The organism is Streptomyces sp. 6-11-2, from assembly GCF_006540305.1.
Classification (GTDB): Bacteria; Actinomycetota; Actinomycetes; order Streptomycetales; family Streptomycetaceae; genus Streptomyces.
The window spans coordinates 4,486,690-4,510,962 of record NZ_BJOR01000001.1 but is presented as its reverse complement, the minus strand read 5'-3'; the positions used below and the strand labels follow the sequence as shown (position 1 = coordinate 4,510,962).

21 protein-coding genes and 2 tRNA genes are annotated in these 24,273 nt (G+C 71.9%); 11 read left to right on the top strand and 12 right to left on the bottom strand.

Features of this window, described 5'->3' with window-relative positions; all coding sequences use genetic code 11:
• Positions 1 to 443: 443 nt before the first annotated feature.
• A complete protein-coding gene (locus TNCT6_RS19820) occupies positions 444 to 2,390 on the top strand; it encodes an EAL domain-containing protein (RefSeq protein WP_373996241.1) in 1,947 nt (648 codons plus the stop codon).
• Positions 2,391 to 2,468: 78 nt separating this feature from the next.
• On the opposite strand, the gene TNCT6_RS19815 is transcribed toward TNCT6_RS19820, so the two are convergent.
• From TNCT6_RS19815 to TNCT6_RS19800, 4 genes are all read right to left on the bottom strand, one after another.
• On the bottom strand, positions 2,469 to 3,578 hold the full coding sequence (locus TNCT6_RS19815; RefSeq protein ID WP_141360632.1) for an LLM class flavin-dependent oxidoreductase: 1,110 nt from the start codon (positions 3,576 to 3,578) through the stop codon (positions 2,469 to 2,471).
• Between the two features lie 196 nt (positions 3,579 to 3,774).
• On the bottom strand, positions 3,775 to 4,929 hold the full coding sequence (locus tag TNCT6_RS19810; RefSeq protein ID WP_141366611.1) for a glutathione-independent formaldehyde dehydrogenase: 1,155 nt from the start codon (positions 4,927 to 4,929) through the stop codon (positions 3,775 to 3,777).
• 186 nt (positions 4,930 to 5,115) lie between these two features.
• Complete coding sequence (locus TNCT6_RS19805; RefSeq protein WP_141360631.1) at positions 5,116 to 5,847, bottom strand: aspartate/glutamate racemase family protein; 732 nt, start codon at positions 5,845 to 5,847, stop codon at positions 5,116 to 5,118.
• A complete protein-coding gene (locus TNCT6_RS19800) occupies positions 5,844 to 6,662 on the bottom strand; it encodes a decarboxylase (protein ID WP_172633227.1) in 819 nt (272 codons plus the stop codon). The genes TNCT6_RS19805 and TNCT6_RS19800 overlap by 4 nt, the downstream gene beginning before the upstream one ends.
• 209 nt (positions 6,663 to 6,871) lie before the next feature.
• Between TNCT6_RS19800 and TNCT6_RS19795 the strand changes: the two genes are divergently transcribed.
• Positions 6,872 to 7,819, top strand: coding sequence for a D-2-hydroxyacid dehydrogenase (locus tag TNCT6_RS19795; protein WP_141360630.1), 948 nt, complete (start codon positions 6,872 to 6,874; stop codon positions 7,817 to 7,819).
• A gap of 18 nt (positions 7,820 to 7,837) precedes the next feature.
• Positions 7,838 to 9,241, top strand: coding sequence for an amidase (locus TNCT6_RS19790; RefSeq protein WP_141360629.1), 1,404 nt, complete (start codon positions 7,838 to 7,840; stop codon positions 9,239 to 9,241).
• On the opposite strand, the gene TNCT6_RS19785 is transcribed toward TNCT6_RS19790, so the two are convergent.
• Positions 9,222 to 9,716 carry a DUF3830 family protein gene (locus TNCT6_RS19785; RefSeq protein ID WP_141360628.1) on the bottom strand — a complete coding sequence of 165 codons (495 nt, stop codon included), beginning with the start codon at positions 9,714 to 9,716 and terminating at the stop codon, positions 9,222 to 9,224. The genes TNCT6_RS19790 and TNCT6_RS19785 overlap by 20 nt on opposite strands.
• Before the next feature lie 216 nt (positions 9,717 to 9,932).
• Here TNCT6_RS19785 and ehuB point away from each other — a divergent pair, with 216 nt between their 5' ends.
• The 5 genes from ehuB to TNCT6_RS19760 all read left to right on the top strand — a co-directional run bounded on the left by ehuB (position 9,933) and on the right by TNCT6_RS19760 (position 13,261).
• Entirely contained in the window at positions 9,933 to 10,832 is a 900-nt protein-coding gene (gene ehuB, locus TNCT6_RS19780; RefSeq protein ID WP_141360627.1) for an ectoine/hydroxyectoine ABC transporter substrate-binding protein EhuB, read from the top strand.
• A gap of 15 nt (positions 10,833 to 10,847) precedes the next feature.
• Positions 10,848 to 11,591 (top strand): ectoine/hydroxyectoine ABC transporter permease subunit EhuC, encoded by a 744-nt coding sequence (ehuC, locus tag TNCT6_RS19775; protein WP_141360626.1) that lies wholly within the window; start codon positions 10,848 to 10,850, stop codon positions 11,589 to 11,591.
• Positions 11,588 to 12,232: an ectoine/hydroxyectoine ABC transporter permease subunit EhuD gene (gene ehuD / locus TNCT6_RS19770; RefSeq protein WP_141360625.1), complete on the top strand. Its 645-nt coding sequence runs from the start codon at positions 11,588 to 11,590 to the stop codon at positions 12,230 to 12,232. Before ehuC ends, ehuD begins: the two co-directional genes overlap by 4 nt.
• On the top strand, positions 12,222 to 13,055 hold the full coding sequence (gene ehuA, locus TNCT6_RS19765) for an ectoine/hydroxyectoine ABC transporter ATP-binding protein EhuA (RefSeq protein WP_141360624.1): 834 nt from the start codon (positions 12,222 to 12,224) through the stop codon (positions 13,053 to 13,055). Before ehuD ends, ehuA begins: the two co-directional genes overlap by 11 nt.
• A 132-nt stretch (positions 13,056 to 13,187) precedes the next feature.
• Positions 13,188 to 13,261, top strand: a tRNA-Lys gene (locus tag TNCT6_RS19760).
• A gap of 43 nt (positions 13,262 to 13,304) precedes the next feature.
• On the opposite strand, the gene TNCT6_RS19755 is transcribed toward TNCT6_RS19760, so the two are convergent.
• The 4 genes from TNCT6_RS19755 to TNCT6_RS19740 form a co-directional block, all read right to left on the bottom strand.
• Complete coding sequence (locus TNCT6_RS19755; protein ID WP_141360623.1) at positions 13,305 to 13,766, bottom strand: DUF3592 domain-containing protein; 462 nt, start codon at positions 13,764 to 13,766, stop codon at positions 13,305 to 13,307.
• A 98-nt stretch (positions 13,767 to 13,864) separates the two neighbouring features.
• Positions 13,865 to 14,470: a lytic polysaccharide monooxygenase gene (locus TNCT6_RS19750; RefSeq protein ID WP_141360622.1), complete on the bottom strand. Its 606-nt coding sequence runs from the start codon at positions 14,468 to 14,470 to the stop codon at positions 13,865 to 13,867.
• 132 nt (positions 14,471 to 14,602) lie between these two features.
• Entirely contained in the window at positions 14,603 to 15,748 is a 1,146-nt protein-coding gene (locus TNCT6_RS19745) for an SPFH domain-containing protein (RefSeq protein ID WP_141360621.1), read from the bottom strand.
• A gap of 73 nt (positions 15,749 to 15,821) precedes the next feature.
• Positions 15,822 to 17,114 carry a peptidoglycan-binding protein gene (locus TNCT6_RS19740; protein WP_141360620.1) on the bottom strand — a complete coding sequence of 431 codons (1,293 nt, stop codon included), beginning with the start codon at positions 17,112 to 17,114 and terminating at the stop codon, positions 15,822 to 15,824.
• Positions 17,115 to 17,300: 186 nt separating this feature from the next.
• Between TNCT6_RS19740 and TNCT6_RS19735 the strand changes: the two genes are divergently transcribed.
• The 3 genes from TNCT6_RS19735 (at position 17,301) to TNCT6_RS19725 (ending at position 21,844) form a co-directional block, all read left to right on the top strand.
• Positions 17,301 to 17,377: transfer RNA gene (locus tag TNCT6_RS19735), tRNA-Lys, on the top strand.
• A 511-nt stretch (positions 17,378 to 17,888) separates the two neighbouring features.
• Positions 17,889 to 19,913 carry a glycosyltransferase family 2 protein gene (locus tag TNCT6_RS19730; RefSeq protein ID WP_141360619.1) on the top strand — a complete coding sequence of 675 codons (2,025 nt, stop codon included), beginning with the start codon at positions 17,889 to 17,891 and terminating at the stop codon, positions 19,911 to 19,913.
• Complete coding sequence (locus TNCT6_RS19725; protein ID WP_141360618.1) at positions 19,910 to 21,844, top strand: kelch motif-containing protein; 1,935 nt, start codon at positions 19,910 to 19,912, stop codon at positions 21,842 to 21,844. The genes TNCT6_RS19730 and TNCT6_RS19725 overlap by 4 nt, the downstream gene beginning before the upstream one ends.
• Positions 21,845 to 21,940: 96 nt before the next feature.
• Here the strand turns inward: TNCT6_RS19725 and TNCT6_RS19720 are convergent, their stop codons facing one another.
• From TNCT6_RS19720 to TNCT6_RS19710, 3 genes are all read right to left on the bottom strand, one after another.
• A complete protein-coding gene (locus TNCT6_RS19720) occupies positions 21,941 to 22,969 on the bottom strand; it encodes a glycoside hydrolase family 6 protein (protein ID WP_141360617.1) in 1,029 nt (342 codons plus the stop codon).
• A gap of 150 nt (positions 22,970 to 23,119) precedes the next feature.
• Positions 23,120 to 23,791 (bottom strand): sortase domain-bontaining protein, encoded by a 672-nt coding sequence (locus TNCT6_RS19715; protein ID WP_141360616.1) that lies wholly within the window; start codon positions 23,789 to 23,791, stop codon positions 23,120 to 23,122.
• A 13-nt stretch (positions 23,792 to 23,804) separates the two neighbouring features.
• A complete protein-coding gene (locus TNCT6_RS19710) occupies positions 23,805 to 24,215 on the bottom strand; it encodes a hypothetical protein (RefSeq protein WP_141360615.1) in 411 nt (136 codons plus the stop codon).
• Positions 24,216 to 24,273 lie beyond the last annotated feature (58 nt).

Below are 24,273 nucleotides of genomic sequence, written 5' to 3'. Positions count from 1 at the left end.
CGGACGAACGGCCGGCCGCCGCGCGGGACCGGCGAGCGGCTGGAAGGGGTTCGCCGACGGCATCTATGATCGACACACTTTCCCTGCACCTTCCTGCGCGGACACGGGCCGGGCCGCCGTCCACCACCCGGTCGGCCACCCGACGAGACCGATAAGAAGAACCGAGTGCACTGCGGGAGCGAGCGGTGAGCGGAACGTCCGAAGGGCCGACGCCCGCGGCAGATCTCATCCGACCTATTGTCACAGAGAGTGATGTCGCGAGGCCTCCGGGTACCGATCCGGCCACGGCCGCCGCGGCCGAGCGGGCCGTCGCCCCCACCGCGCCCGCGCCCTCCGGCGCCGGTCCCGCCGGGTTCCTCCCCGCCCACGGCCTCACTCCGATGGCGGAACCGGCTCCCGCCGCCCCCCGATTCACCGTCCTGGCCGAATCCGTGCCCGCCGTCATGGACCTGCTCGGGTCCGCACCACCACCGGCCTGCACCACCCCGGTACCCGCCCGGGAATCAGCCCCGGAACCCATCCCGGAACCGGCATCCGAATCCATCCTGGAACCGGCCCCTCAACCCGACCTGGAACCGGCCCCGGACCCCACCCCGGACGCCTTCCTGAACGCCGCTCCGAACCCCGCCCTGAACACCGCCCCGGCCCCCGGCCCGGACACCGGCGCCGAGCGCCCCTTCCGGTCCGCGTTCTCCGCGGCGCCGCTGGCGATGGCCGTCGTCGACCACGAGGGCCTGGTCGTCAGCGCCAACGAGACCTTCGGCGCGCTCCTCGGCGCCGGCCCCGACGAGCTGGCCGGTCAGCCCGCCGCCGATCTGGTGGACCTGGCCTCCGACGCCCGCACCCGGCACGCCTACGGCGAGGTGCTGCGCGGCCGGCAGGCCCGGCTGCGCTGCGCCCGCCGGCTCAAGCACCCCGACGGCCACCGGCTGTGGGTCCAGGTCACGGTCGCGCCCCTGACCCCCGGCTCCCCGGGCGTGCTGCTGTCCGTGGCCGACATCAGCGCCCGGCGCGAACTCCAGGCCCGGCTGCGGCACTTGAAGAACCACGACCCGGTGACCCGGCTGCCCAACCGCACCCTGTTCTTCGAGCGCCTGTCGGCCGCGCTGGAGACGGAGTCGTACGAGCGCGGCGGAAGCGGCCGGGTCGGCCTGTGCTACCTGGACCTCGACGGCTTCAAAGCGGTCAACGACACCCTCGGCCACCGCGTCGGCGACCGGCTGCTCGCCGCGGTGGCCGAACGGCTGACCCGGTGCGCCGACGAGGCCGGCCACGGCCGGACGAGCACACCGCTGGTGGCCAGGCTGGGCGGCGACGAGTTCGCGCTGCTCGTCGAGGACTCGACCGGCACCGAGCAGCTCGCGGAGCTGGCCGAGTCGGTGCTCTCGGCCCTCCAGGAACCCTTCGAGGTCGCCGGCCGACTGCTGTCGGTGTCGGCGTCCATCGGCGTGGTCGAGCGGCACGCGGCCGGATCGTCGGCCACCGCGCTGATGCAGGCCGCCGACACGACGCTGTACTGGGCGAAGGCCGACGGCAAGGCCCGCTGGACACTGTTCGACCCCGAGCGCAACGCGCACCGCATGACCCGTCAGGCCCTGGTCTCCACGCTGCGCGCGGCCGTCGAACGCGGCGAGTTCGCCCTGGAGTACCAGCCGCTGGTCGGCATGGAGGACGGGCGGCTGCGCGGGGTCGAGGCCCTCGTCCGCTGGCGGCACCCTGAGTTCGGCACGCTGACGCCGAATCGGTTCATCGCGCTGGCGGAGGAGGACGGCTCGATCGTGCCGCTGGGCCGCTGGATCCTGGCCACCGCCTGCCACCAGGCCCGCCGCTGGCAGCTGGACCACCCGGACGAGCCGCCGATCTTCGTCAGCGTCAACGTGGCCGTCCGGCAGGTGTGGGACTCCGACCTGGTCGCGGACGTGGCCGAGGTGCTCGCCCGGACCGGGCTGGCGCCGCACCTGCTCCAGCTGGAGCTGACCGAGTCGGCCGTGATGGGCTCGGCCGGGGGGCCGCTCGAGGCCCTGCGGTCCCTGAACGACATGGGCGTGCACATCGCCATCGACGACTTCGGCACCGGATACTCCAACCTCGCCTACCTGAGCCGCCTGCCGGTGTCGGCGCTGAAGCTGGACGGCTCCTTCGTACGGGGGTTCCAGCACGAGGAGCCGGAGGGCGCGGCGAGCCGGCCGAGCCCGGCGGACGAGGTCATCGTGGAGGCGATGATCCAGCTCGCCCACCGGCTGGGGCTGACCGTCACCGCCGAGTGCGTGGAGACGACGGACCAGGCGAGCAGGCTGCGCCGGATCGGCTGCGACACCGGACAGGGGTGGCTGTACTCCCGGCCGGTGTCGCCCGACCGCATCTCCGAGCTGCTGGACGGCCGCGCCTGAAGCCGGAACCGAGCTCGTTCGGCCGACCGCGTCCGAAGCCGGAGCCAAGCTCGTTCGGCCGGCCGGTGCCGGGCCCGTTCAGTCGCCGGACAGCGACCGGACGTCCGCCGGCAGTCCGTAGGCGTCCGCGATGAGTTCGTAGCTGCGCAGGCGTACGGCGCCGCTGTGGGCGTTGCTCGTGATCATCAACTCGTCGGCGCCGGTGCGCTTTTGCAGGTCGTCGAGGCCGGAGCGGACCTCGTCGGGGGTGCCGTGGACGACGTTGGCGTTCCAGGAGTCGACGAACTCCCGCTCCATCGAGCTGAATTCGTACGCCTCCGCCTCCTCCGGGGTGGGCACGAGGCCGGGGCGGCCGGTGCGCAGCCGGACCATGTTCAGGGCGGCGGCCAGCACCTGGCGGCGCGCCTCGCGCTCCTCCTCGGTGGCGAGGGCCGCGACGCCGATGAGGGCGTACGGGGCGTCCAGCACCGCGCTCGGGCGGAACGAATCGCGGTAGAGGTCGAGGGCCGGGACGGTGTTCTGCGCGGAGAAGTGGTGGGCGAAGGCGAACGGCAGGCCGAGCGTGCCCGCCAGGCGGGCGCTGAAGCCGGAGGAGCCGAGCAGCCAGACCGGCGGGCGGTGCGGGGACTGCACGCCACCCGGGGAGGTCGCCTGGACCGGGCCGGGCACGGCGTGGATGCGGCGGTAGGGGTGGCCGTCGGGGAAGTCGTCGTCGAGGAAGCGGATCAGCTCGGCGAGCTGCTGCGGGAAGTCGTCGGCGCCCCGGTCGAGGTGGTCGGTGCGGCGCAGGGCGGCGGCGGTGGCGCCGTCCGTGCCGGGGGCGCGGCCGAGACCCAGGTCGACACGGCCGGGTGCCAGGGCCTCCAGGGTGCCGAACTGCTCCGCGATGACCAGCGGGGCGTGGTTGGGCAGCATGACGCCGCCGGAGCCGAGGCGGATCCGGTCGGTGTGGGCGGCGAGGTGGGCGAGGATCACGGCCGGTGAGGAGGACGCGACGCCCGGCATCGAGTGGTGCTCGGCGACCCAGTAGCGGTGGTAGCCACGGGACTCCGCGGTCCTCGACAGGGCGGCGCTGGTGCGCAGCGCCTCGGTGGCGGTGTGCCCCGCGCCCACGGTCACCAGATCCAGTACGGACAGGGGTACCGGGGCGGTCCCGAGTGCCGTGCCCCTGATCTCGTCTCCCGCCACGGGTGCCTCCTGCTGGTTGACCGTTCACTTTCCTGACCGGCGTCAACAGGGCACCGCTGCCGTTTGTTCCTTTCCCGCTCCCGGCCGTCCCGCTTGCATGAGAGGAGCCGCCGCGGGGCTCCGCCCCGGCCCCCGGGAGAGGGGACGGGGCCCGGGGCGGAAGGCCCCGGCCGCGGCGGCTCGTCTCAGCCCGCGTTCACGCCGCGAGCGCGTGGCCCGGGTGCAGGACCACCTTCGTGTAGCCCTCGATCCGCTTGTCGAACTTCTCGTACGCCTGGGGCGCCTGGTCCAGCGGCAGCTCGTGGGAGACCACGAAGCTGGGCTTGGCGCGCCCGGCGATGATCAGATCGCGCAGCTGCCGGTTGTACTGCTTCACGTTGCACTGGCCGGTGCCCATCTGCTGGCCCTTCTCGAACATCTTGCCGATGGAAACCAGCAGCTGGCCGTGCTTGGCGTGCTCGTCGGGTCCGCCCGGGTCGGAGGGCACGTACAGCCCCGGTATGCCGAGCAGGCCGGTGGGCCGTACCGTCTCGACAAGCGTGTTGAGGACGACGGCGGGCTCCTCGTGGCTGACGTCCTTGTGCGACTGGGCCTGGTAGCCGACGGCGTCCACACCCTTGTCGGTGCCCTCGCCGTTGGTCATCTCCATGATCTGTTCGGCCGGGTCGCCCTTGGTGAAGTCGATGGGGATGGCCCCGATCTCCTCCGCCTTGGCGAGCCGCTCGGGCACCCGGTCGACCGTGAACACCTTCGACGCGCCGCGCAGCAGCGCCGAGTAGGCGGCCATCAGGCCCACCGGTCCGGCGCCGAAGACGGCGACGGACTCACCGGGCGACACCTTGGCGAGTTCGCAGCCGTGGTAGCCGGTCGGGAAGATGTCGGCGAGCAGCACGAAGTCGGTCTCGAACTCGTCGCCCGGCGGCAGCTTCAGACAGTTGAAGTCGGCGAACGGCACCCTCAGCCGCTCGGCCTGACCACCGGTGTAAGGGCCCATCGCCACGTATCCGTAGGCGCCCCCCGCGAAGCCGGGGTTCACCGTCAGACAGAACCCGGTCTTCCCGGCGAGACAGTTCTTGCAGAACCCGCAGGCCACGTTGAACGGCATCACGACCCGGTCGCCCTGGGACAGCGACGTCACGCCGTCGCCGATCTCCTCGACGACGCCGAGGTTCTCGTGGCCGAAGACGATTCCCGCCTTGGCGGCCGTGCGGCCCTCGTACATGTGCAGGTCGGATCCGCAGATCGCGGTGGACGTGACCCGTACTATCACGTCGTTCGGGTGCTGGATCCGGGGATCGTCGACGTCCCTCACCGTGACGTTGAAGGGCTTTTCGTAGACGACGGCTTTCACCTGGGTCACCTCCGCGTCGAACGCTGGACGACGGCGGCGACCACGGGCCGTTGCCGGGGGACACCAACCAGGGGGATGACACAGGAAGGCGGGGGCGTCGGTCGTCCCGGGCCCCGGGCGTTCTCGCTGCACCGCCGGACACTTCCAGCCTCCGCCCGCGTGAGGGGGACCGCAACCGCGCCGGTGTCACATCTGGACGATCGGCTCGCGCGTGAACAGCGCGCCCAGAGCGGGCGCGTTGACCCGGCGGTCGGTGAGCCGCAGCGCCTCCCAGACGGTCACCTGGTTCGCCGTGAGGACGGGCTTGCCGAGGTGCCTCTCCAGGGCGGGCAGGTGGGACGCCGTGTGCAGGGCGGTGTCGGGCAGCAGGACCGCGTCCGCCTCGGGGACGTCCGCCTCCCGCGCCAGGGCCAGGATCTCCGCCTCGCCCCAGGTGCCCACCTCGGCCGCGGTGATGATCCCGGCGCTGCGGGCGGCGGCCACCTCCACCTTCCCGGCGCGCAGGAAGTCCGTGAACAGGCCGGTGACGTCCTTCGGGTAGGTCGCGGCGACCGCGACCCGGTGGGCGCCGATCTCGGCCGCCGCGTGCACGAACGCGAAGGAGGTGGAGGAGGCCGGCATGCCCGCAGTCCGGGCCAGCGCGCGGACCTGCTCGTGCGCGCCCTGCCAGCCGCGTACGAAGCTGCCGCTGGTGCACGCCCACACCACCGCCTCGACGCCGGCCAGCCGCAGCCCCTCCACGCCCTGTGCGAGCCGCTCGGGCGAGCCCATCTCGTAGAGCGCGTCCGCCCGGTGCGCGTCCTCGCCGATGTCGGTGTGGACCAGGTCCACCCGGATGTCGCTGCCCAGGAGCTGCTCGATGCGCGGATAGTCGTCCTCTGCGGAGTGGCCCGGGTAGAGGAATCCGAGTGCGGTCATGGCCTGCCTTCCTGCTGTTCGTCGGACAGTACGGGCCAGGCGCCGCCGTCACCGTGCCGCGGCCTGGGCGGCGCGGGAGGCACACCGGCCGGCAGCGCCTGGTAGGGCCCCACCGCTCGGGTACCCAGCCGGCGCAGCGCAGCCCACATCGTGACCTGGTTGGCCGAGATCACCGGTATGCGCAGTTCGGCCTCCAGCTGCGGGATCACGTCGTAGGTCGGCAGGTTCGTACAGGACAGGAACAGCGCCTGCGGGCGGTTGCGGCGCACGGCCCGGCGGGCCATGTCGACCACCCCGCGGTACGGCACCTTCCAGATGTGCCGGGTCAGCCCCATGTACGCGCACCCGGTGACGGTGACGCCGGCCTCGGCCAGGTAGTCCTGGAGTGATCGCGTCAAGGACACCGTGTACGGGGTCACCAGTGCCACCCGCCGGGTGCCGAGCTCCGCGAGCGCCTCCAGCAGTGCCCCGGACGTGGTCACCGCGTCCGCCGCGCCCGCCTGTGTCATCGCCGCGCACATCGCGCGCTCGCCGGCGATCCCGCCGACGAAGCTGCCCGAGGCGCAGGCGTAGGCGACGACCTCTGGGGCGACGGCGGTCAGGGTGCGCACCGCGGCGTCGAGCGTCTGGTGCTCGCTGACCAGCCGCGCCAGGTCCAGGCTCACCTCCACCGGCACGAACGGCGTCCGGGTCAGGTGCAGCGAGACCTCGTCCGGCACCCACCGCCACAGCTCGCGGTCCAGCGCGAAGTCGAAGGGGGCGACGACCCCGACTCCGCGCTGCGGGCACGGGCCGCCGAGGAAGGAGATCCCCATGCCGTTCATGTCGTGCGTGGCGTCCATGGCAGACACCTGCCTCACGTGAGGGAGACGGGAGGGCGGCACTGACGGCAGGTGAACGACACGGTGGGGCAGCAGAGAGCAACCGTCCGTACGGGCGCCCGTGTTGACGAAGGTAGGTTCGGGTGCGAGCGTGGTCAATCCGTGCACGTCAGACGGCCGCCCCTTACGAGAAACGGCTCGCCATGAGTGTCCCCGTCCTGCTCGTCCTGGACGCCGACCCGCCGCCGCGTCTGGGCCGGCTCACCGGCCGCGCCCGGATCGTGCGCACGGACGCGGCCGGGCTGGCCGCGCGGCTTCCCGAGGCGGACGTGCTGCTCGTGTGGGACTTCACCTCCACCGCGGTGCGGGAGGTCTGGCCGGGCGAGGGGCCGCGGCCCCGCTGGGTGCACACGGCGAGCGCGGGCGTGGACCATCTGATGTGTCCCGAGATCGCGGCGTCCGGCACGGTGGTGACCAATGCGCGGGGCGTGTTCGACGAACCGATCGCCGAGTACGTCGCCGCGCTCGTCCTCGCCCTGGCCAAGGACCTGCCGCGGACCCTGGACTTCCAGCGCGAGGGGCGGTGGCGGCACCGCGAGTCGCAGCGGGTGGCCGGTACGCGCGCGTGTGTCGTGGGCTCCGGGCCGATCGGCCGGGCGATCGCCCGCACGCTCGGCGCGCTGGGCGTGCGGGCGGCGGTCGTCGGCCGCACCGCGCGCGCCGGAGTGCACGGCCCGGAGGACCTGGACCGGCTCGTCGCCCGCGCCGACTGGGTGATCGCGGCGGCCCCGCTGACCGAGGAGACCCGCGGCATGTTCGACGCCCGCCGGTTCGGCCTCATGCAGCCCTCGGCGCGCTTCGTCAACGTCGGCCGGGGGCAGCTCGTCGACGAGGAGGCGCTGGTCCGGGCGCTCACGGACCGCTGGATCGCGGGCGCCGCCCTGGATGTCTTCCAGGACGAACCCCTCACCCCCGACAGCCCGTTGTGGCGGGTGCCGGGCCTGGTCGTGTCCCCGCACATGAGCGGTGACACGGTCGGCTGGCGGGACGAACTGGCGGCCCAGTTCGTCGATCTGTACGGCCGCTGGGAGGCGGGCGAGCCGCTGCCGAACGTCGTCGACAAACGGCGCGGATACGTACCGGGACACTGACCCCTGTCTGGAGGCGCGATGACCGAGCTCACCGAGCTGACCGCGGGAGAACTGCTCGACGGCTACCGCAAGGGCGAGTTCAGCCCCGTGGAGGCCACCCGGGCGGCCCTGGAACGGGCCGAGCGGATCCAGCCGGAGGTGAACGCGTTCGTCCGGATCACCGCCGAGGACGCCCTGGCGCGGGCCCGGGAGTCGGAGGACCGGTGGCGGCGCGGAAGGCCGTCGGGGCTGCTGGACGGGGTGCCGGTCACCGTCAAGGACATCCTGCTGCTGCGCGGCCACCCGACCCTGCGCGGTTCCAGGACCGTGGCGGAGGAGGGAAGTTGGGACGAGGACGCCCCCTCGGTGGCCCGGCTGCGCGAGCACGGCGCGGTCTTCCTCGGCAAGACCACGACCCCCGAGTTCGGCTGGAAGGGCGTCACGGACTCCCCGCTGACCGGCGTCACCCGCAACCCCCTCGACCCGGCCCGCACCGCCGGCGGGTCCAGCGGGGGCAGCGCGGCGGCCGTGGCGCTCGGCGCGGGCCCCCTGTCGCTGGGCACGGACGGTGGCGGCAGTGTGCGCATCCCGGCCGCGATGTGCGGGATCTTCGGCCTGAAGCCGACGTACGGCCGGGTCCCGCTGTATCCGCCCAGCGCCTTCGGCACGCTGTCGCACGTGGGTCCGATGACCCGGGACGCGGCGGACGCGGCGCTGCTGCTCGACGTGATCGGTGTGCCCGACGCGCGGGACTGGTCGGCGCTCGGCCCGCCCCCGGGATCGTTCACGGAGGCACTGGCCGGCGGGGTACGGGGGCTGCGGGTCGCCTACTCGCCGTCCCTGGGCGGCCAGGTGCCGGTGCGCCCGGCGGTCGCCAGGGCGGTGCGCCGTGCGGTGGCGGGGCTGGCGGACCTCGGCGCCTACGTCACCGAGAGCGACCCCGCCTTCGCCGACCCGGTGGAGGCCTTCCACACCCTGTGGTTCAGCGGCGCCGCCCGTGTCGTCCAGCGTCTGGGGCCCCACCGGCGGGAGTTGCTCGACCCGGGGCTGCGGGAGATCTGCGCGGCCGGCGCCAGGCTGTCGGCGCTGGACTACCTGGCCGCCGTGGACGTCCGCATGGAACTCGGCCGTGTCATGGGCCACTTCCACCAGAGCTACGACCTGCTGGTCACGCCGACCCTGCCGATCACGGCGTTCGAGGCGGGCGCGGAGGTGCCGAAGGGTTCGGGGCACCGGCGCTGGACCGGATGGACTCCGTTCACGTACCCGTTCAACATGACCCAGCAGCCGGCGGCGTCCGTGCCCGTGGGCAGGGACGAGGACGGTCTGCCGGTCGGCCTCCAGATCGTGGCCGCGCGGCACCGCGACGACCTGGTGCTGCGGGCGGCCCACGCCCTGTACGACGCGGGGGTGGCGACCCGGCTCACGCCCGCCGGAAGCTGAGGGTCTCCCCCGCCGCGCCGGAGCGCCACAGGTCGTTGCAGGCCTGGGCCATGGCGTCCAGGCCCTCGGTGACCCGGCCCCAGACGATGCCGGGCACCCAGCCGACGTCCCCGTTGAGCAGGAGGTTGTTGCGCTCGTAGAACAGGGCGAGGTCCACGACCGTCGGCCCGGCGGCGGGTACGCGGTCGTAGCCGTAGGCCTGCGTGCCCAGTTCGGTGCCGGCGAACGAGAAGTAGCACAGATCGCCCGGGATCGGAGTGACCGTCGGATTCTCCAGCGGTGGCTCCGCCCGGGCGAACGGCGCGAAGAGCGCGTAGATCTCGTTGCGCGCGTACTTCGCGTGGTAGACGTCCCCGCTCAGCGGGAGCGCGTCCCAGACGGCGGCGCAGGTGCGCGGTGCCCGGTCGTCCAGCAGCCGTGCCGTGCAGCGGACTCCGCGCTTCTCCAGTGCGACTTCGACGTGGCGTTCCGCCATGGCGCCTCCTCGCGGCCTCTGAGGGGCCGTCTGCCCGAAGGCGCTGGAGTTCACACCCGCCCCGCACCTTCGCGCCCGGACACGGAACGGTATCCCCCCGGACACCGTTGGATCACATCCCCGAGTCCACTCGCATGGACCACGGAGAGCGGGCAGGCGCCACCACTGTCTGCAAAGGGCCCGAGCCGACGAGGCCCTCCTGGAGGGTGAGTGTCCATGTCCGAGTTCCCGAACCTGTCCCGCCGGGGCTTTCTGACCAGGACGGCGGCCGTGGGCGGCATGCTCACCGTCCCCGGGCTGCTGGCCGCGTGCAGCAAGACGGACAGCGGCGACGGCAAGGGCTCGAAGCTGGAACAGCTGAGGAAGCAGGGCTATGTGAAGGTGGCCTACGCCAACGAGGCCCCGTACGGCTTCGAGGAGGGCGGGCAGCTCAAGGGCGAGGCGCCGACGCTGCACAGAGAGATCTTCAAGGCCCTGGGAGTGGACGAGCTGAAGCCGGCCTTCTCCGAGTGGGACGGTCTGATCCCCGGACTCCAGGCCGGCAAGTACGACGTGATCAGTGCGGGCATGGCCATCATCCCGGAGCGCTGCCGAAAGGCCCTGTTCTCCGAGCCCGAGTTCGTCTCGCCCACCGCGATGATGGTGAAGAAGGGCAACCCGAAGAACCTGACCGACCTCGCCTCCGCCAAGTCGGCCGGGGCGACCATCGGCGTGATGTCGGGCGCGGTGGAGAAGGGCTACGTCACCGCCGCCGGGATCTCCGGGAGCGGCATACGGACGCTGCAGAAGCCGCAGGACGGCGCGGACGCGGTCGCGCAGGGCAGGATCGACGCCTTCGTGCTGACGGGCATCTCGCTGCGCTGGCTGGCCAGGACCAACCCGAAGGTGGAGGTCACCGACTCGTTCGTGCCGGTGGTCGACGGTGTGAAGCAGTACAGCCCGGGCGGCGCCGTCTTCCGCCAGGGCAGCGAGGAACTCCGGGACGCCTTCGACGAGCAGCTGAAGAAGATCACCTCGGATCCTGACCGGTATGTGCGGCTCGTCGGGGAGTACGGGTTCGGCAAGGACACGATCCCGCCGGCGGGCCTGAAGACCGCCGACCTGTGCAAGGGCTGACGGGGACGCCTGTCCATGGGTGACTTCTACACGTACTTCTTCGACCACATCTCCAGCGTGTGGTCGGGGCTCCTGGTGACGGTCGAGGCCACGGTCCTCGGCTCGGCCGTCGCGCTCGCCCTGTCCTTCGTGTTCGGCTTCGCGGCACGCAGCGGGCTCCTGCTCGCGCGCGGCGTCTCCCGGGTGGTCGTGGAGTTCCTCCGCGGCACCTCGTTGTACGTCCAGCTGTTCTGGCTGTACTACGCGTTCCCGCTGCTGTCCGGGTACGAACTGTCGCCGTTGTTCTGCGGTGTGGTGGCGTTCGGCATGAACTACGGCGCCTACGGCTCCGAGGTGGTGCGCGGCGCGCTGAACGCCGTGCCCAGGGCGCAGTGGGAGGCCGCCGTCGCGCTGAACATGACGCCGTCGCAGCGCATGCGCCGGGTGATCCTGCCGCAGGCGTGGGTGCAGATGATCCCCTCGTTCACGAACCTGCTGATCCAGCTGCTGAAGTGCACCCCGCTGCTGTGGCTGATCTCCGCGGCCGACCTGACGACGGTGGTCCAGCAGATGCGTGACCGCACCGGCGCGACCACGTGGGCCTATCTGACCCTGCTGGTGATCTACTTCGTCCTCGCCTACGCGCTGACCCTGCTGATGAACGCCCTGGAACGGCGCGCCAAGTCCCGGCTCGGCCTACACACGGGCCGCCGCGCCCTGCTGCGCCGCCGCGGCGCCGAGTCGGCGCGCGAGCCCGGGATGGCGGGAGGTGCGTCGTGAGCTACGCATGGGACTGGGGCGCCGTCCGCGACTCGCTGCCGCTGCTGTGGCACGGCTTTCTGACCACGCTGCTGGCCACGGTCCTCGGCACCGCGGTGGCCGCCGTCCTCGGCCTGCTCGTGGCCGTGGCCGGACGGGTGCCGAGCCGGCTGGTCACCGTGCCGGTGCGGACGGTCACCGAGTTCGTCCGGTCCACCCCGCTGCTGGTGCAGCTGGTCGGCGCCTACGCGGTCTTCAACACGGTGGACCCGCTGACCATCGGCGTCGCGGTGCTCGGCATCCACTACGCCTCCTACCTGTCGGAGGTGTACCGGGCGGGCATCGACGCCGTGCCGAAGGGTCAGTGGGAGGCGTGCCGGGCGCTGTCCATGTCGCCGCGCCGCGCCTGGCAGGCGGTGATCCTGCCGCAGGCGGTGCGCAAGGTGCTGCCGGCGCTCGGCAACTACGGCATCTCGATGTTCAAGGAGACCCCGTTCCTGGCCGTCATCACGGTCCAGGAGATGGTCGCCAAGGCCCGTGAATACGGCGCGGACCACTTCACCTACGCCGAGACATTCACCCTCGCGGGCCTGTTCTTCCTGGCGGCAAGCTACCCGACCTCGCTTCTGATGAGAAAGCTGGAGAAGCGCCTTGGCCACTGACCCTTTGCAGAAGACGCCGCCGCAGGCGCCCGAGAACGCGACTCCGGACGTGCCGCACGCGGATCTGGTCCGCTTCGACCAGGTGGTCAAGCGCTTCGGCGATCACGTCGTGCTCGACCGGCTGGATTTCGCCGTCCGGCGCGGTGAGCACGTGACGCTGATCGGGCCGAGCGGCTCGGGGAAGACGACCATCCTGCGGCTGCTGATGACGCTCGAGCGCGTCAGCGACGGCGTGATCCACGTGGACGGCGAACCGCTGTCCCACATGCCCGGCCCGGGCGGGACCCTGCGCCCGGCGGACGAGAAGCACCTGCGCCGGATCCGCAGGAAGATCGGGATGGTCTTCCAGCAGTTCAACCTGTTCCCGAACATGAGGGTGCTCCAGAACATCACGGAGGCGCCCGTCAACGTGCTCGGGCTCGGCCGCGAGGAGGCGGAGGAGCGGGCCCGTGGACTCCTCGACCTCGTCGGGCTGGCGGACAAGACCGACGCCCATCCGTCGCAGCTGTCCGGCGGGCAGCAGCAGCGGGTGGCGATCGCCCGGGCGCTCGCCATGCGGCCGGAGATCCTGCTCCTCGACGAGGTGACCTCGGCCCTGGATCCGGAGCTGGTGGCCGGTGTGCTGGACCTGCTCAGGGAGATCGCGCACACCACCGACATCACCATGCTGTGCGTGACCCACGAGATGAACTTCGCCCGGGACATCTCCGACCAGGTGCTGATGTTCGACTCGGGCCGGGTGATCGAGTCCGGGCCGCCGGAGAAGCTCTTCGGCGACCCCGACCACGAGCGCACCCGGGAGTTCCTGAGCGCCGTGCTGTAGGGGCCGCTCCGGGGCGCCGGCGGCCTTCGGGCCCTCCCGGCGCCTCCGGCCTCCGGGGTGGTCGTAGCACCCCCGAGGACCAGGTAGTATTTTCTTCGTCGCCGGCCGCGGGAAGCGGACGGCGGGAGTCATGCGCCGCTAGCTCAGTTGGTTAGAGCAGCTGACTCTTAATCAGCGGGTCCGGGGTTCGAGTCCCTGGCGGCGCACGGATGAAGGGCCCCTCGTGATCACGAGGGGCCCTTCTCGTGACTACGGAAAGAAGGCGTCCGCCGTCGAGAAGAACACGTGGACGACGACCATGAAGATCACGCAGCCGGTGATGAACACGCCCAGGAAAGCCAGCAGGCAGCCCGATTCCGCCGCGAGCTTCCCGCGTGCCGGGGCGTGGGCCGTCGCCCGCTCCGGCCGCTCCGCCACGTAGTGCACGGTGACGATGTCGCCCTCGACGACCGTCGCGGGTCCGTTGCTCTCCTCGAACCGGACGCTGCGGCCGTCACGCGTGGTGAACTCGTAAACGTGGTGCAGCGTCGTGCTCACCATGGTCTCCCCGCCGCCGCTGGTCGTGGTGTACGTCCGCAGACACCGCGCCTCGGCCGTGAGCCCGCTGCCCCAGGCGCTGCGCACCTCCCGGGCACGGCGGACGACTCTGGTCAGCAGGAGGACCGCGGTGCCGATCATGAGCAGCGGCACAACGTAGAACAGCACTTCCATGAGATCCCCCGAACTCCGGTGCCGCCGTGATCGGCCGGCGTGGGGGAATCTACCCACGCCGGCCGGCCCGGCGGCTCAGGGAATGCTCAGATCCGCGCTCAGAACGTGACGTCGGAGCAGGCGTAGAACGCGTTGCCCGTGTCGGCGATCGTCCAGACCGCGAGGATGACGTGGTGGCCGCTCAGTCCGGAGGGCAGGGTGCCGCTGTGGCTGAGGGTGGACGGCGGACGCTGTCCGTTGTAGGGCACCGTCAGGAACGGGGTCGTGTTCAGGTCGGCGCGGGCCAGGGCGTGGTTCTGGTTCCAGCCCTGCTTGGTCACGTAGTACTTGAAGTCCGTCGTGGCGTGCATGGCCGTGAACTGCCAGCGGAAGGTGTAGCTCTGGCCGCCGTTGACCTTGGTGGTCGGCCAGGCGCCGCCCGAGGGGGTCTTGGGGCTGTCGAGCTGGCTGAACCGGGTGTTGTTCCCGGAACAGAGCTGTCCGTCGGCCGCCCCGGAGGCCGGGAAGCCCTTCGGGCCCTCGACGCTCTGCGGCTCCCACTGGATGTCGCCGCAGTTGGCGACGGTTCCGTTGTTGCAGAGCTTCTGCCGGCTGATGGGCAGGTCGGTGTAGCCGTGACTGCTGGCGCCGCCGGTGGAGAGCACGAAGGCTCCGGCGGTCGCGAGGCCGAGCACGGCTGCGGAGATCTTGGCCTTGGTGCGCATACTGCCGCTCCTGGAGACGTGGGGGAGGTTCAGTGAGCTGTGCAGGTCTAGACCAAGTTCAGGCTATTGCCGTTACTTGAACATGTCCATACCAAAGACGCGACCTCCCCCACCCCCGTCACGCCGTCCCCGTCACGACCCCGGCTCCCGGCCTCCCGCGCAGAACGCCACCGTCAAGTCCCGTACCAGCAGCTTGCGTTCGTAGTCGTCGAGGTCGACAAGACCCCTGGTGGTCAGCCGGGTCACCGTGTCCTCCACCGAGTCCACCACCGAGGTGAGCACGTTCGCCCGGTGCCGCGCGTCCAGTGCGGCGACGCTGCGCCGGTGCATGGCGGCGGCGATCTCCGGCGCGTACTCGACCCGGACCGGCTGGACCGAGAACACCTCCAGACCGACCGGCGCCACCTCCCGCTTCACCAGCCGGGTCAGCGTGTCCGCGGTGGCCGCCGTCCCCCGCGCGCCGCCCGGCGGGTCCATCGGAACCCGGGCCAGCGCCGCCTCGACGCATTCGCGCAGGTACGTCTCGTGGTCGTCGATCCCGAGCGCGGCCCGCGCGGTGTCCCGCACCCGCCACACCACCAGCGCCACCACCCGCAGCGCGACCCCGCCGGTGTCGGCGGCCGGCATCGGCTCGCTGCGCCAGTGCCGCAGCCGGACGTCGATCCGGCGGCGCGGCATCAGCGGATTGAGCCACAGCAGCCCGGTGCGCCGGACGGTCCCCCGGTAGCGGCCGAACAGGCCGAGCACCCAGGCCCGCCCGGTCCGGCCCCGGGCCAGCCCGCCGAAGCCGAACAGGGCGAGCGCCCCCGCCCCGGCGTACGCGGCCCACTGCGGTCCGCCGAGTCCGGCCCCCGCGGACGCCGGCAGCCCCAGCACGTGCGCCGCGATGCCCGGCAGCACCCCGGCCCACCACGAGGTGAGCACACAGCCCGCCGCCCCGCAGGCCCCGGCCAGCACCCCGGCCGCCCCGGGCAGCACCGCCGCCGGGCGCTCCACCAGGTCGGAGTCGATCTCCGGCACCGGGCGGGCCGGCGCGGGCGCCCGGCGCCCGTGCCCCAGCCGCGGCTGCTCACCGCCGCCCTTCCTGCTGCCCACCACCGCGGGCGTGACCGGCAGCGGGATCGTGTCGGCGTCGTCGCGGAACAGCAGATGGACGGGGATCTCCGTGGTCCCCTCGTTGTGGATGAGCCGGGGGACGCAGCGGCCCGCCCAGCCGTCCGGGGCCATCATCGCCTCGCGCCCGTCGTATTCGGGTGTGGGGGACGTGGTCGTACTCATACCTGCCTCCAGCCTCCGCGCCAGATGGTTCAGACGTTCGTACGGTGGATCGGCGGCCCCTCCGGGGCCGCGGTCATGCGAAGAGCCGGCGCCAGGTCTCGGGCCCCGGCCGGCCGTCCGCCGCGCCGCCCCGCCACCCCTGGGCGCGCTGGAAGGCCTCGACGGCCCGCCGGTCCGCGTCCGACCAGCGCGGCCCCGGCCCGTTGGTGTAGAACCGGCCGTACCCCTTCCTCACCAGCTGCCGGCCCAGCTCGGTGACATACCGGTTCTCGGCACCGGGCCGGAACATCCCCTGCCCCGGATAGCCGGGCACCCCGTGCGAGGCGGGGGCCGCGGCCCGGATGTCCTTGCCCTTCCCGGTCACCAGCAGCTGCCATGTCCCCGGCCCCGGCAGCCCGTCCGCGGCCGCCCCGGTCCAGCCCTGGGCGCGCTGGAAGGCCTGGGTGGCCCGCCGGTCCGCCTCCGACCAGCGCGGGCCGGGCCCCTTGGTGTAGTAGGAGGCGCCGCCGCGGGCGGCGAGCATCCGGCCGAGCCGGGTGACATGGGGGTTGTTGGCGCCGGGGCCGAAGTACGCCGCTCCCGGGTACGGCGCGGGCGGCGCCGCGGCGAGGCCGGCCACGCCCCGGGTGACGCCCTTGTAGCGGTAGGGGATGTAGCGCTTGGAGTTGGTCCAGTACGCGTACGGGGTCGTCCTGCTGCGGGTGTGCGGCGGCGCCTGCTCGTAGGCGATGTAGGAGGTGTGCCGCTGGTTGGTCCAGCCGCCGAAGAGCACCACGTGTGAGCCCTTCTGAGGGTTGTCGGGATTGTGGAAGAGCAGGATGTCGCCGGGTTGGAGCTGCCCCTTGGTGATCCGCGCCGCGTACTGGCCGAGGCTGCCGGTCCACTCGTTGCGCGGCAGGTTCCAGGCCATCGAGACGAAGCCGGAGCAGTCCTGGCGGTATCCGTCACGCCAGAAGCGGTTCATGCTGTACGGCACCCGGGCGTCCAGCCACTTCTTGGCCCGGCTGACGATCTGCGACCGGGTGGTCGCGCCGATCGCGAACTGCTCCCCCGCCTTGGCCGGCCCCTCCCGCCCGAACAGCGCGCCCGCGGCTCCCTGCGGGGTCTTGACCTCCTCGGCCCGGGGCTGCTGGGCCGGCGGCCCGGGCAGCCGGCCGGCGGTGAGGGTGGCTGCCGCCGCCGGTGGCGCCTGGCCCGCGCCGAGGGCGGCCGCGGTGACGGCCGCCACGACCAGCGCGCGATGCGCGGCGGCCGGACGGACCGGGGTGCGGGCGGCGGGGGAGCGGGAGAGGCCACGCCCGCGCACGCACCCGGGGCAGTCGCAGTCGCTCGCGGGGTCGATGTCCTCGAACACCGGAGACTTCATGCGATCTTCCTCACACTTCATCAGTACATATCCGGATCTGTGCACGTTGATCATTGCCACAACTGTCCACCGGACGCGAACATTGACGGTCCGAATGATGTACAGGACGGCTCCAGCGGCCCCGCCCACCGGGCGCGGATGGCCGGGGGACCTCCGGAGGTCATGTAAAGTGGACGATGTCAGCAGGCGCCGCTAGCTCAGTTGGTTAGAGCAGCTGACTCTTAATCAGCGGGTCCGGGGTTCGAGTCCCTGGCGGCGCACCACGACGAAGGCGAGCCCGGTCCACAGGACCGGGCTCGCCTTCACCTTTTGCCGGTTCCTCCCGCCCCGGCTGAACACCTCTCCCGTCTCAGCCGTACGGAAGAGCGGGCGGCGCAGGGTGTCGCACCCCTCGTCGCACCCCCTCTCCGCAATGCGCGCGTATGGCCGGTAAACTCCGAGTTTCGCGTCTTGCGATCATGCTGAACACCGTAGAACCCTGGATGTCAAGCTGCCGCCCTTTGGCGGCACTTGGGGGGCGTTGGGGATGTTGGGGGGTGTTGGGGGGTTGTAGGAGCCGGTTGCCCGGCCGCGCGGTGAGCCGTGACTCCCGCGCGTCGACGGCCGCCGCGGGGGGCGGCCATGCAACCGGCGTGCCGCGGTGCCTGTCTCCGAGGTGGGACCGACCTGGTGACCCGCGGCCGGCACGCAAACGTCCGTGACGGGCCAAGGGGGGCCTCGAACAGACGAAGGAACCGACGAACACGCGCTCGCATGCGTGTGGGGGGATGAGTCATGACGTCGACGCCGACGGGCGCCCGGCACGAATCCGATCCTTCTGAGACGACCCGGCGACGAATGCCGGGACACCGCACCGGCACCACGGGGGCATTCCGCAGAATCAAGAAGTCTCTGCCGAAATACGACTACGAGCACTACAGCCGGCTGGCCGGCCCCCTCACCGAGCCCGACCCGGACAAGCCGTACACGGTGCAGTACCGCTCGCTGATCTCGCAGGAGCCGCACCGCATCCGGGTCGCGCTGATGCTCGCCGCCGCGCCGCTGCTGTCGCTGGTCCTGCTGGCCTGGCTGCTCCAGCCCAAGCACTGGACCGAACGCGACTACCCGGCCTACGACTTCCTGCCGGCCCTCGACGCGGTGATGCTGGTCTCGATCGGCCTGATCGAGTTCTTCCGCTGCATGAACGTGCTGTCCAACGCGCACGCCACCCTGGTCGCCCGGGACCCGGTCCCGGTGGTGCCCGAGACCGGCACGCGGGTCGCGTTCCTGACCTCCTTCGTGCCCGGCAAGGAACCGCTGGAGATGGTGACCAGAACCCTGGAGGCCGCCGTACGGCTGCGCCACCGGGGCCTCTTGCACGTCTGGCTGCTCGACGAGGGCGACGACCCCGAGGTGAAGGAAGTCTGCGCGCGCCTGGGCGTGCACCACTTCAGCCGCAAGGGCGTCGAGCGCTGGAACCAGCCCAAGGGTCCGCACCGCGCCAAGACCAAGCACGGCAACTACAACGCCTGGCTCCAGGCGCACGGCGACGACTACGACTTCTTCGCCTCCGTCGACACCGACCACGTGCCGCTGCCCAACTACCTGGAGCGGATGCTGGGGTACTTCCGCGACCCCGACGTCGGCTTCGTGATCGGCCCGCAGGTCTACGGCAACTACGACACGTTCGTCACCAAGGCGGCCGAGTCGCAGCAGTTCCTCTTCCACGCGCTGATCCAGCGGGCCGGCAACCGCTACGGCTCGCCGATGTTCGTCGGCACCTCGAACGCCGTGCGGATCAAGGCGCTCAAGCAGATCGGCGGCCTGTACGACTCGATCACCGAGGACATGGCCACCGGCTTCGAGATGCACCGCGCCAAGAACCCGGCGACCGGCCGCAAGTGGAGGTCGGTCTACACCCCGGACGTGCTCGCGGTCGGCGAGGGCCCGAACGCCTGGACGGACTTCTTCACCCAGCAGCTGCGCTGGTCGCGGGGCACCTACGAGACGATCCTCAAGCAGTACTGGAAGGGCTTCGGCACCCTGCCGCCGGCCAAGCTCTTCAACTACACGATGATGATCATCTTCTACCCGATGTCCGCCCTCAACTGGATCCTGGCGGCGCTGAGCTGCGCGCTGTTCCTGGGCCTCGGCGCCTCGGGCGTGAACATCGACCCGACCGTGTGGCTGATGCTGTACGGCAACGCCTCGGCGCTCCAGATCGGCCTGTACGTCTGGAACCGCCGGCACAACGTCTCGCCGCACGAGCCGGAGGGCTCCGGCGGGGTGGCCGGCATGGTGATGTCGGCGCTGTCCGCGCCGGTCTACGCGCGCTCGCTGATGGACGCCGTGCTGCGGCGAAAGAGCAAGTTCGTGGTGACCCCGAAGGGCGAGTCGGCGAGCCCCGACACGCTGTTCGGGACGTTCCGCATCCACTGGTTCTTCATCCTGGTCTTCGGCGGCTCGCTCGTCGCGGGTTTCGCCCTCGGGCACTCACACCCGGCGATGATCACCTGGGCCACGTTCGCCATGCTCATCACCGCCGCACCGATCTTCGCCTGGCGGTGGACGCTGCGGCAGGAGCGGCGCAAGCAGGCGTCCGCGGCCGCCGCTCCGGAGCCGCGGGACGCGGTCCCGGCACACCCGCACCGGGCACACACACCGGCCCGGGGGATGCCGGTCCCGGCGGCGGAGGTACCGCCGGGACACGCGCCGGGCAGCGCGGAGCGGCAGGGGCCGAGTTGGGCCGGAACGGATGGGACGACGGGCGAGCACACCATGCAGATCGCCCTCGGTGGACTGGGGGGACATAAGGAATGAAGGACCAGGCCGGCCTCCGGCGCGCCCGACGGCTCGGGATCGGCGCGGTGGTGGTAGTCGCTCTGGCCGGAATGAACGGGCCGTGGCTCTACCGCTTCGGCACGGAGCGCTACCACCAGTACAAGATCAACAAGCCCGAGTACAAGGCCGAGAACGGCCGCTGGAAGATCGTCGAGTTCCCCGAGGAGTACCGGCAGAACACCATCCACGCCGTGCTGCTGCACACGGGCAAGGTGCTGATGGTCGCGGGCTCCGGCAACAACAAGAAGAACTTCGACGCACGGCAGTTCGACACCCGTATCTGGGACCCGGTCAAGGGCACCATCAAGAAGGTGCCCACGCCGGAGGACCTGTTCTGCACGGGCCACACCCAGCTCGCCAACGGCAACATCCTGATCGCCGGCGGCACCAAGCGGTACGAGAAGCTCCAGGGCGACGTCACCAAGGCCGGCGGCCTGATGATCGTCCACAACGAGAACCCGGACAAGCCGATCACGCTGCCCGCGGGCACGAGGTTCACCGGCGGGGAGAACGGCAAGACGTTCGTCTCCAAGGACCCGGTGCTGGTACCGCGCGCCAAGAAGAACTTCGACCAGGCCGGCAGGTTCCTGGGCAACAGCCCGGGCCTGGGCCGCATCTACGTCGAGGCGCAGAAGAGCGGCGCCCGGTACGAGACGGGCACCCAGGACAACTACCGGATCCAGGGCCTGTCCGGCGACGACGCCCGCAACACGTACGGCATCGCGGAGAAGCTCGCCCTGGACAAGAAGGACTTCCAGGGGATCCGGGACGCCTACGAGTTCGACCCGGTCGCCGAGAAGTACATCAAGGTCGACCCGATGAACGAGGCCCGCTGGTACCCGACGCTCGCCACCCTGAGCGACGGGAAGATCCTCAGCGTCTCCGGCCTCGACGACATCGGCCAACTGGTCCCGGGCAAGAACGAGGTCTTCGACCCCAAGACCAAGAAGTGGACGTACACACCGAAGGACCGTCAGTTCCCGACCTACCCGGCGCTGTTCCTGCTGCGGAACGGCAAGCTGTTCTACTCCGGCTCCAACGCGGGCTACGGACCGGCCGACGTGGGCCGCGACCCGGGCGTCTGGGACGTGGACACCAACAAGTTCACCGAGCTGCCCGGCCTGAGCGACCCGCAGATGATGGAGACCTCCGGCACGGTCCTGCTGCCGCCCGCGCAGGACGAGCGGTTCATGGTGATCGGCGGCGGCGGGGTCGGCGAGTCCCAGCTGGCCAGCAGGAAGACCCGCATCATCGACCTGAAGGCGAAGAACCCGCGCTTCACGGACGGTCCGACGCTGGAGAAGGGCACCCGCTACCCGCAGTCCTCGGTCCTGCCCGACGACTCCATCCTGGTCTCGGGCGGCTCCGAGGACTACCGGGGCCGCGGCGACTCCAACATCCTCCAGGCCCGGCTCTACGACCCGGGGACCAACACTTTCAGGCGGGTCGCCGACCCGCTGGTGGGCCGCAACTACCACGCCGGCTCGATCCTGCTGCCGGACGGCCGGGTGATGTTCTTCGGCTCCGACTCGCTCTACGGCGACAAGGCCAACACCAAGCCCGGCACGTTCGAGCAGCGCGTCGAGATCTACACGCCGCCGTATCTGTACCGGGACGCGCGGCCCTCGCTGTCGGGCGGCCCGCGGACCATCGCCCGGGGCGCCTCCGGCACGTTCACCTCGCAGCACGCCGGCACGATCAAGAAAGTCCGGCTGATCCGCCCGAGTGCCTCCACGCATGTCACGGACGTCGACCAGCGCTCGATCGCGCTGGACTTCACCACGTCCGGCGACAAGATCACGGTGACGGTGCCGGGAAGCCGGAACCTGGTGCAGTCGGGGTGGTACATGCTGTTCGTCGACGACGACCAGGGGACGCCGAGCGAGGCGCAGTGGGTGAAGGTCCCTTAGCGGGCCGGGGCCCGGGAGCAGCCGAGGTCCCGTGACCGCGTGTGCTCAGGGGCGCCCTCCCTCCAGGGGGGCGCCCCACGTCGCGTCCCGGGCCCTCTACTTGCTGGCCCTCGCCAGCTTCAGCGCGTAGTCGGCCCACCAGTCCCCCGCCTTCGGGCCGCCCTTGCAGGTGCCGTCGGACTCGCCGGGCCGCTTGACCCACAGGTAGGCGTCGGCCAGCGGGTCGGCCGTCGTCGTCGTGGGTGTCTCGCCGAGTGCGCGGCCGGGCGGGTTGCACCAGCGCTCGTCCGGATCCCCGCCGCCGTAGGGGCCGTTGCCGTTGCGGCTGGTGTCGACGACGAAGTGCTTGCCGCCCAGCTTGGCGGACAACTGCTTGCCGTAGGCGAGGGATTCCGGGGTGGAGTAGAAGTTGGAGACGTTGACCGCGAAACCGTCGGCCCGGTCCACGCCCGCGCGGCGCAGCGGCTCGAAGATCTGGTCGGGGTGGCCCCAGCCCGCGTTGCCCGCGTCCACGTACACCTTGGTGCTCTTGAGGGACTTGAGCCGTTCGACCGCGCCCTTGAGCAGGTCGTAGCGCTCGTCCTGGAACTCCTCCGGGGTGCAGCCGTCCACCAGGTGCAGCAGGGCGTCCGGCTCCAGGACCACGGTGGCGGGGCGGTCGCCGATGCCCCGGGCCACGCCGTCCACCCAGGCCCGGTAGGCGTCCCCGTCAGCGGCGCCGCCCTGCGAGTACTGGCCGCAGTCGCGGTGCGGGATGTTGTAGAGGACGAGCAGCGCGGTGCGGCCCGCCTTGTCGGCGGCCTCGGTGAAACCGCGGGCCTCCTGCTCGGGGTTCTCCGGGCCGATCCACTCGCCGGTCGGCTGCCCGGCGATCTTCCGGATCTGCTCGGCGTCGGCCTTCTTCCCGGCCTTGAGGTAGGCGGCGACCTGACGGGCCGCCCTGCTGTCCGGGTTGACCCAGAACGGGTCGGCCTCCTTGGGCTGTTGGGTGATCCCGGCGCCGTCGTCCTTGTCGCCGCCCCCGGAGGTGCACCCGGCGGCCAGCAGTGCCGCCCCCAGCACCGCCGCGGACGCCCGGACCCCCGCCGCACGGGCACGCGAGAGGGCCCCCCTCATGCCGTACATGCCTTCCCCCTTGGTGCGCTCGGCCGGGTTCCATGCTGTCACAGGTCACAGCCCGCCCGAGGCCTCAAAGTCCCATAAAGAACGGTTCGTCGGCGGGGCCGGGTGGCGGTGGCGGGGCGGTGGTGGCCGTGGCCTCAATGGCCCGTGGCCTCAATGGCCCGTACCCGTGAGGTACGCCGACACGACCACGTGCGCGGCGCAGGCGCGGCTCGCTCCGTCGACGGTGCCGCCGCAGCCGATCAGCCGCAGTTCGGCGCGGCCCGGCTTCGGCTCTCCGGACGCCTGCCGGACGTCGAGCCGGTCGCCGGTCAGGACCTTGACGTCGTCGACGGTGAAGTCGGCGACACTGCCGTCGTCCCGGACCACCCGGACCGCCGCGCCGGGCCGCAGCGAGCCGATCCGGTCGAACGCCCCCGGCCGGCTCCCGGCGCCGAGGTCGCCCACGAGCAGCGCGGTCCCGGACGCCCCCGGTTTCACCCCGGCGCCGTACCAGCCGACCGTGCCGGCCCGGTCCGCCGACGGCCGTTCGACCGCGCCCCGCGCGTCCAGGGCGCGGGGCACCACCGGCGCCCGCACCCCCAGACCGGGGATGTCCAGGCGCCGCGGCGGGGCGTCGGTCAGCGCGCCGGCCGACGCGGGCAGCCGGTCCGCGGAGGGCCGGCCGGCCGCGGCCATGTCCCCGGTGGCCGACGGCGCCAGGGACTCCCGTACGTCGGTCAGATCGCGTCCCCACAGCCACAGCCCGAGCAGCAGCACCACCCAGGCAAGGCCGGCCAGGAGGCGGCCGGTGCAGCGGGAGCGGGTGCCCTCGTGGTCGGACATGCCGATCCCGCCCTCAGTGCGATCCGCGGCCGCGGCGGCCGCGCCGGCCGTCCCCGGCACGGGTCGTACCGCGCGACCGGGGAAGGAGCAGGACGGCCGCCCCGGCGGCACCCGCGAGCACCAGCCCGGTCACCGCGTACGCCGTGCCGGGCGCGGGAGGCGCGGCCGGCGCCGGGGCGGTGGTGGCCCGGGGGGTCCGGGTGGCCGGAACGAACGCCATGGGTGGAGTGGGTGGCGTGCGTGGCGGGCTCGGGGAAGCCGAGGCGGCGGGCGGCTTCGACTGCGGTACGACGGCGAGGGTGCCCGGGGCCGCCGGGGCACCGGGCAGAACCGGACCGCCCGTACCGGCCGTGCCGTCCACCCCGTCGGCCGCTGGGACGAGGGCGGCGGCCGCCAGGAGTCCCGTGCAGAGTGTGAGGCGCAATGGACCCATCGTGAAACCTCCGCTATCAGGAGACTCCCGACGGGCCACGGCCGCATCC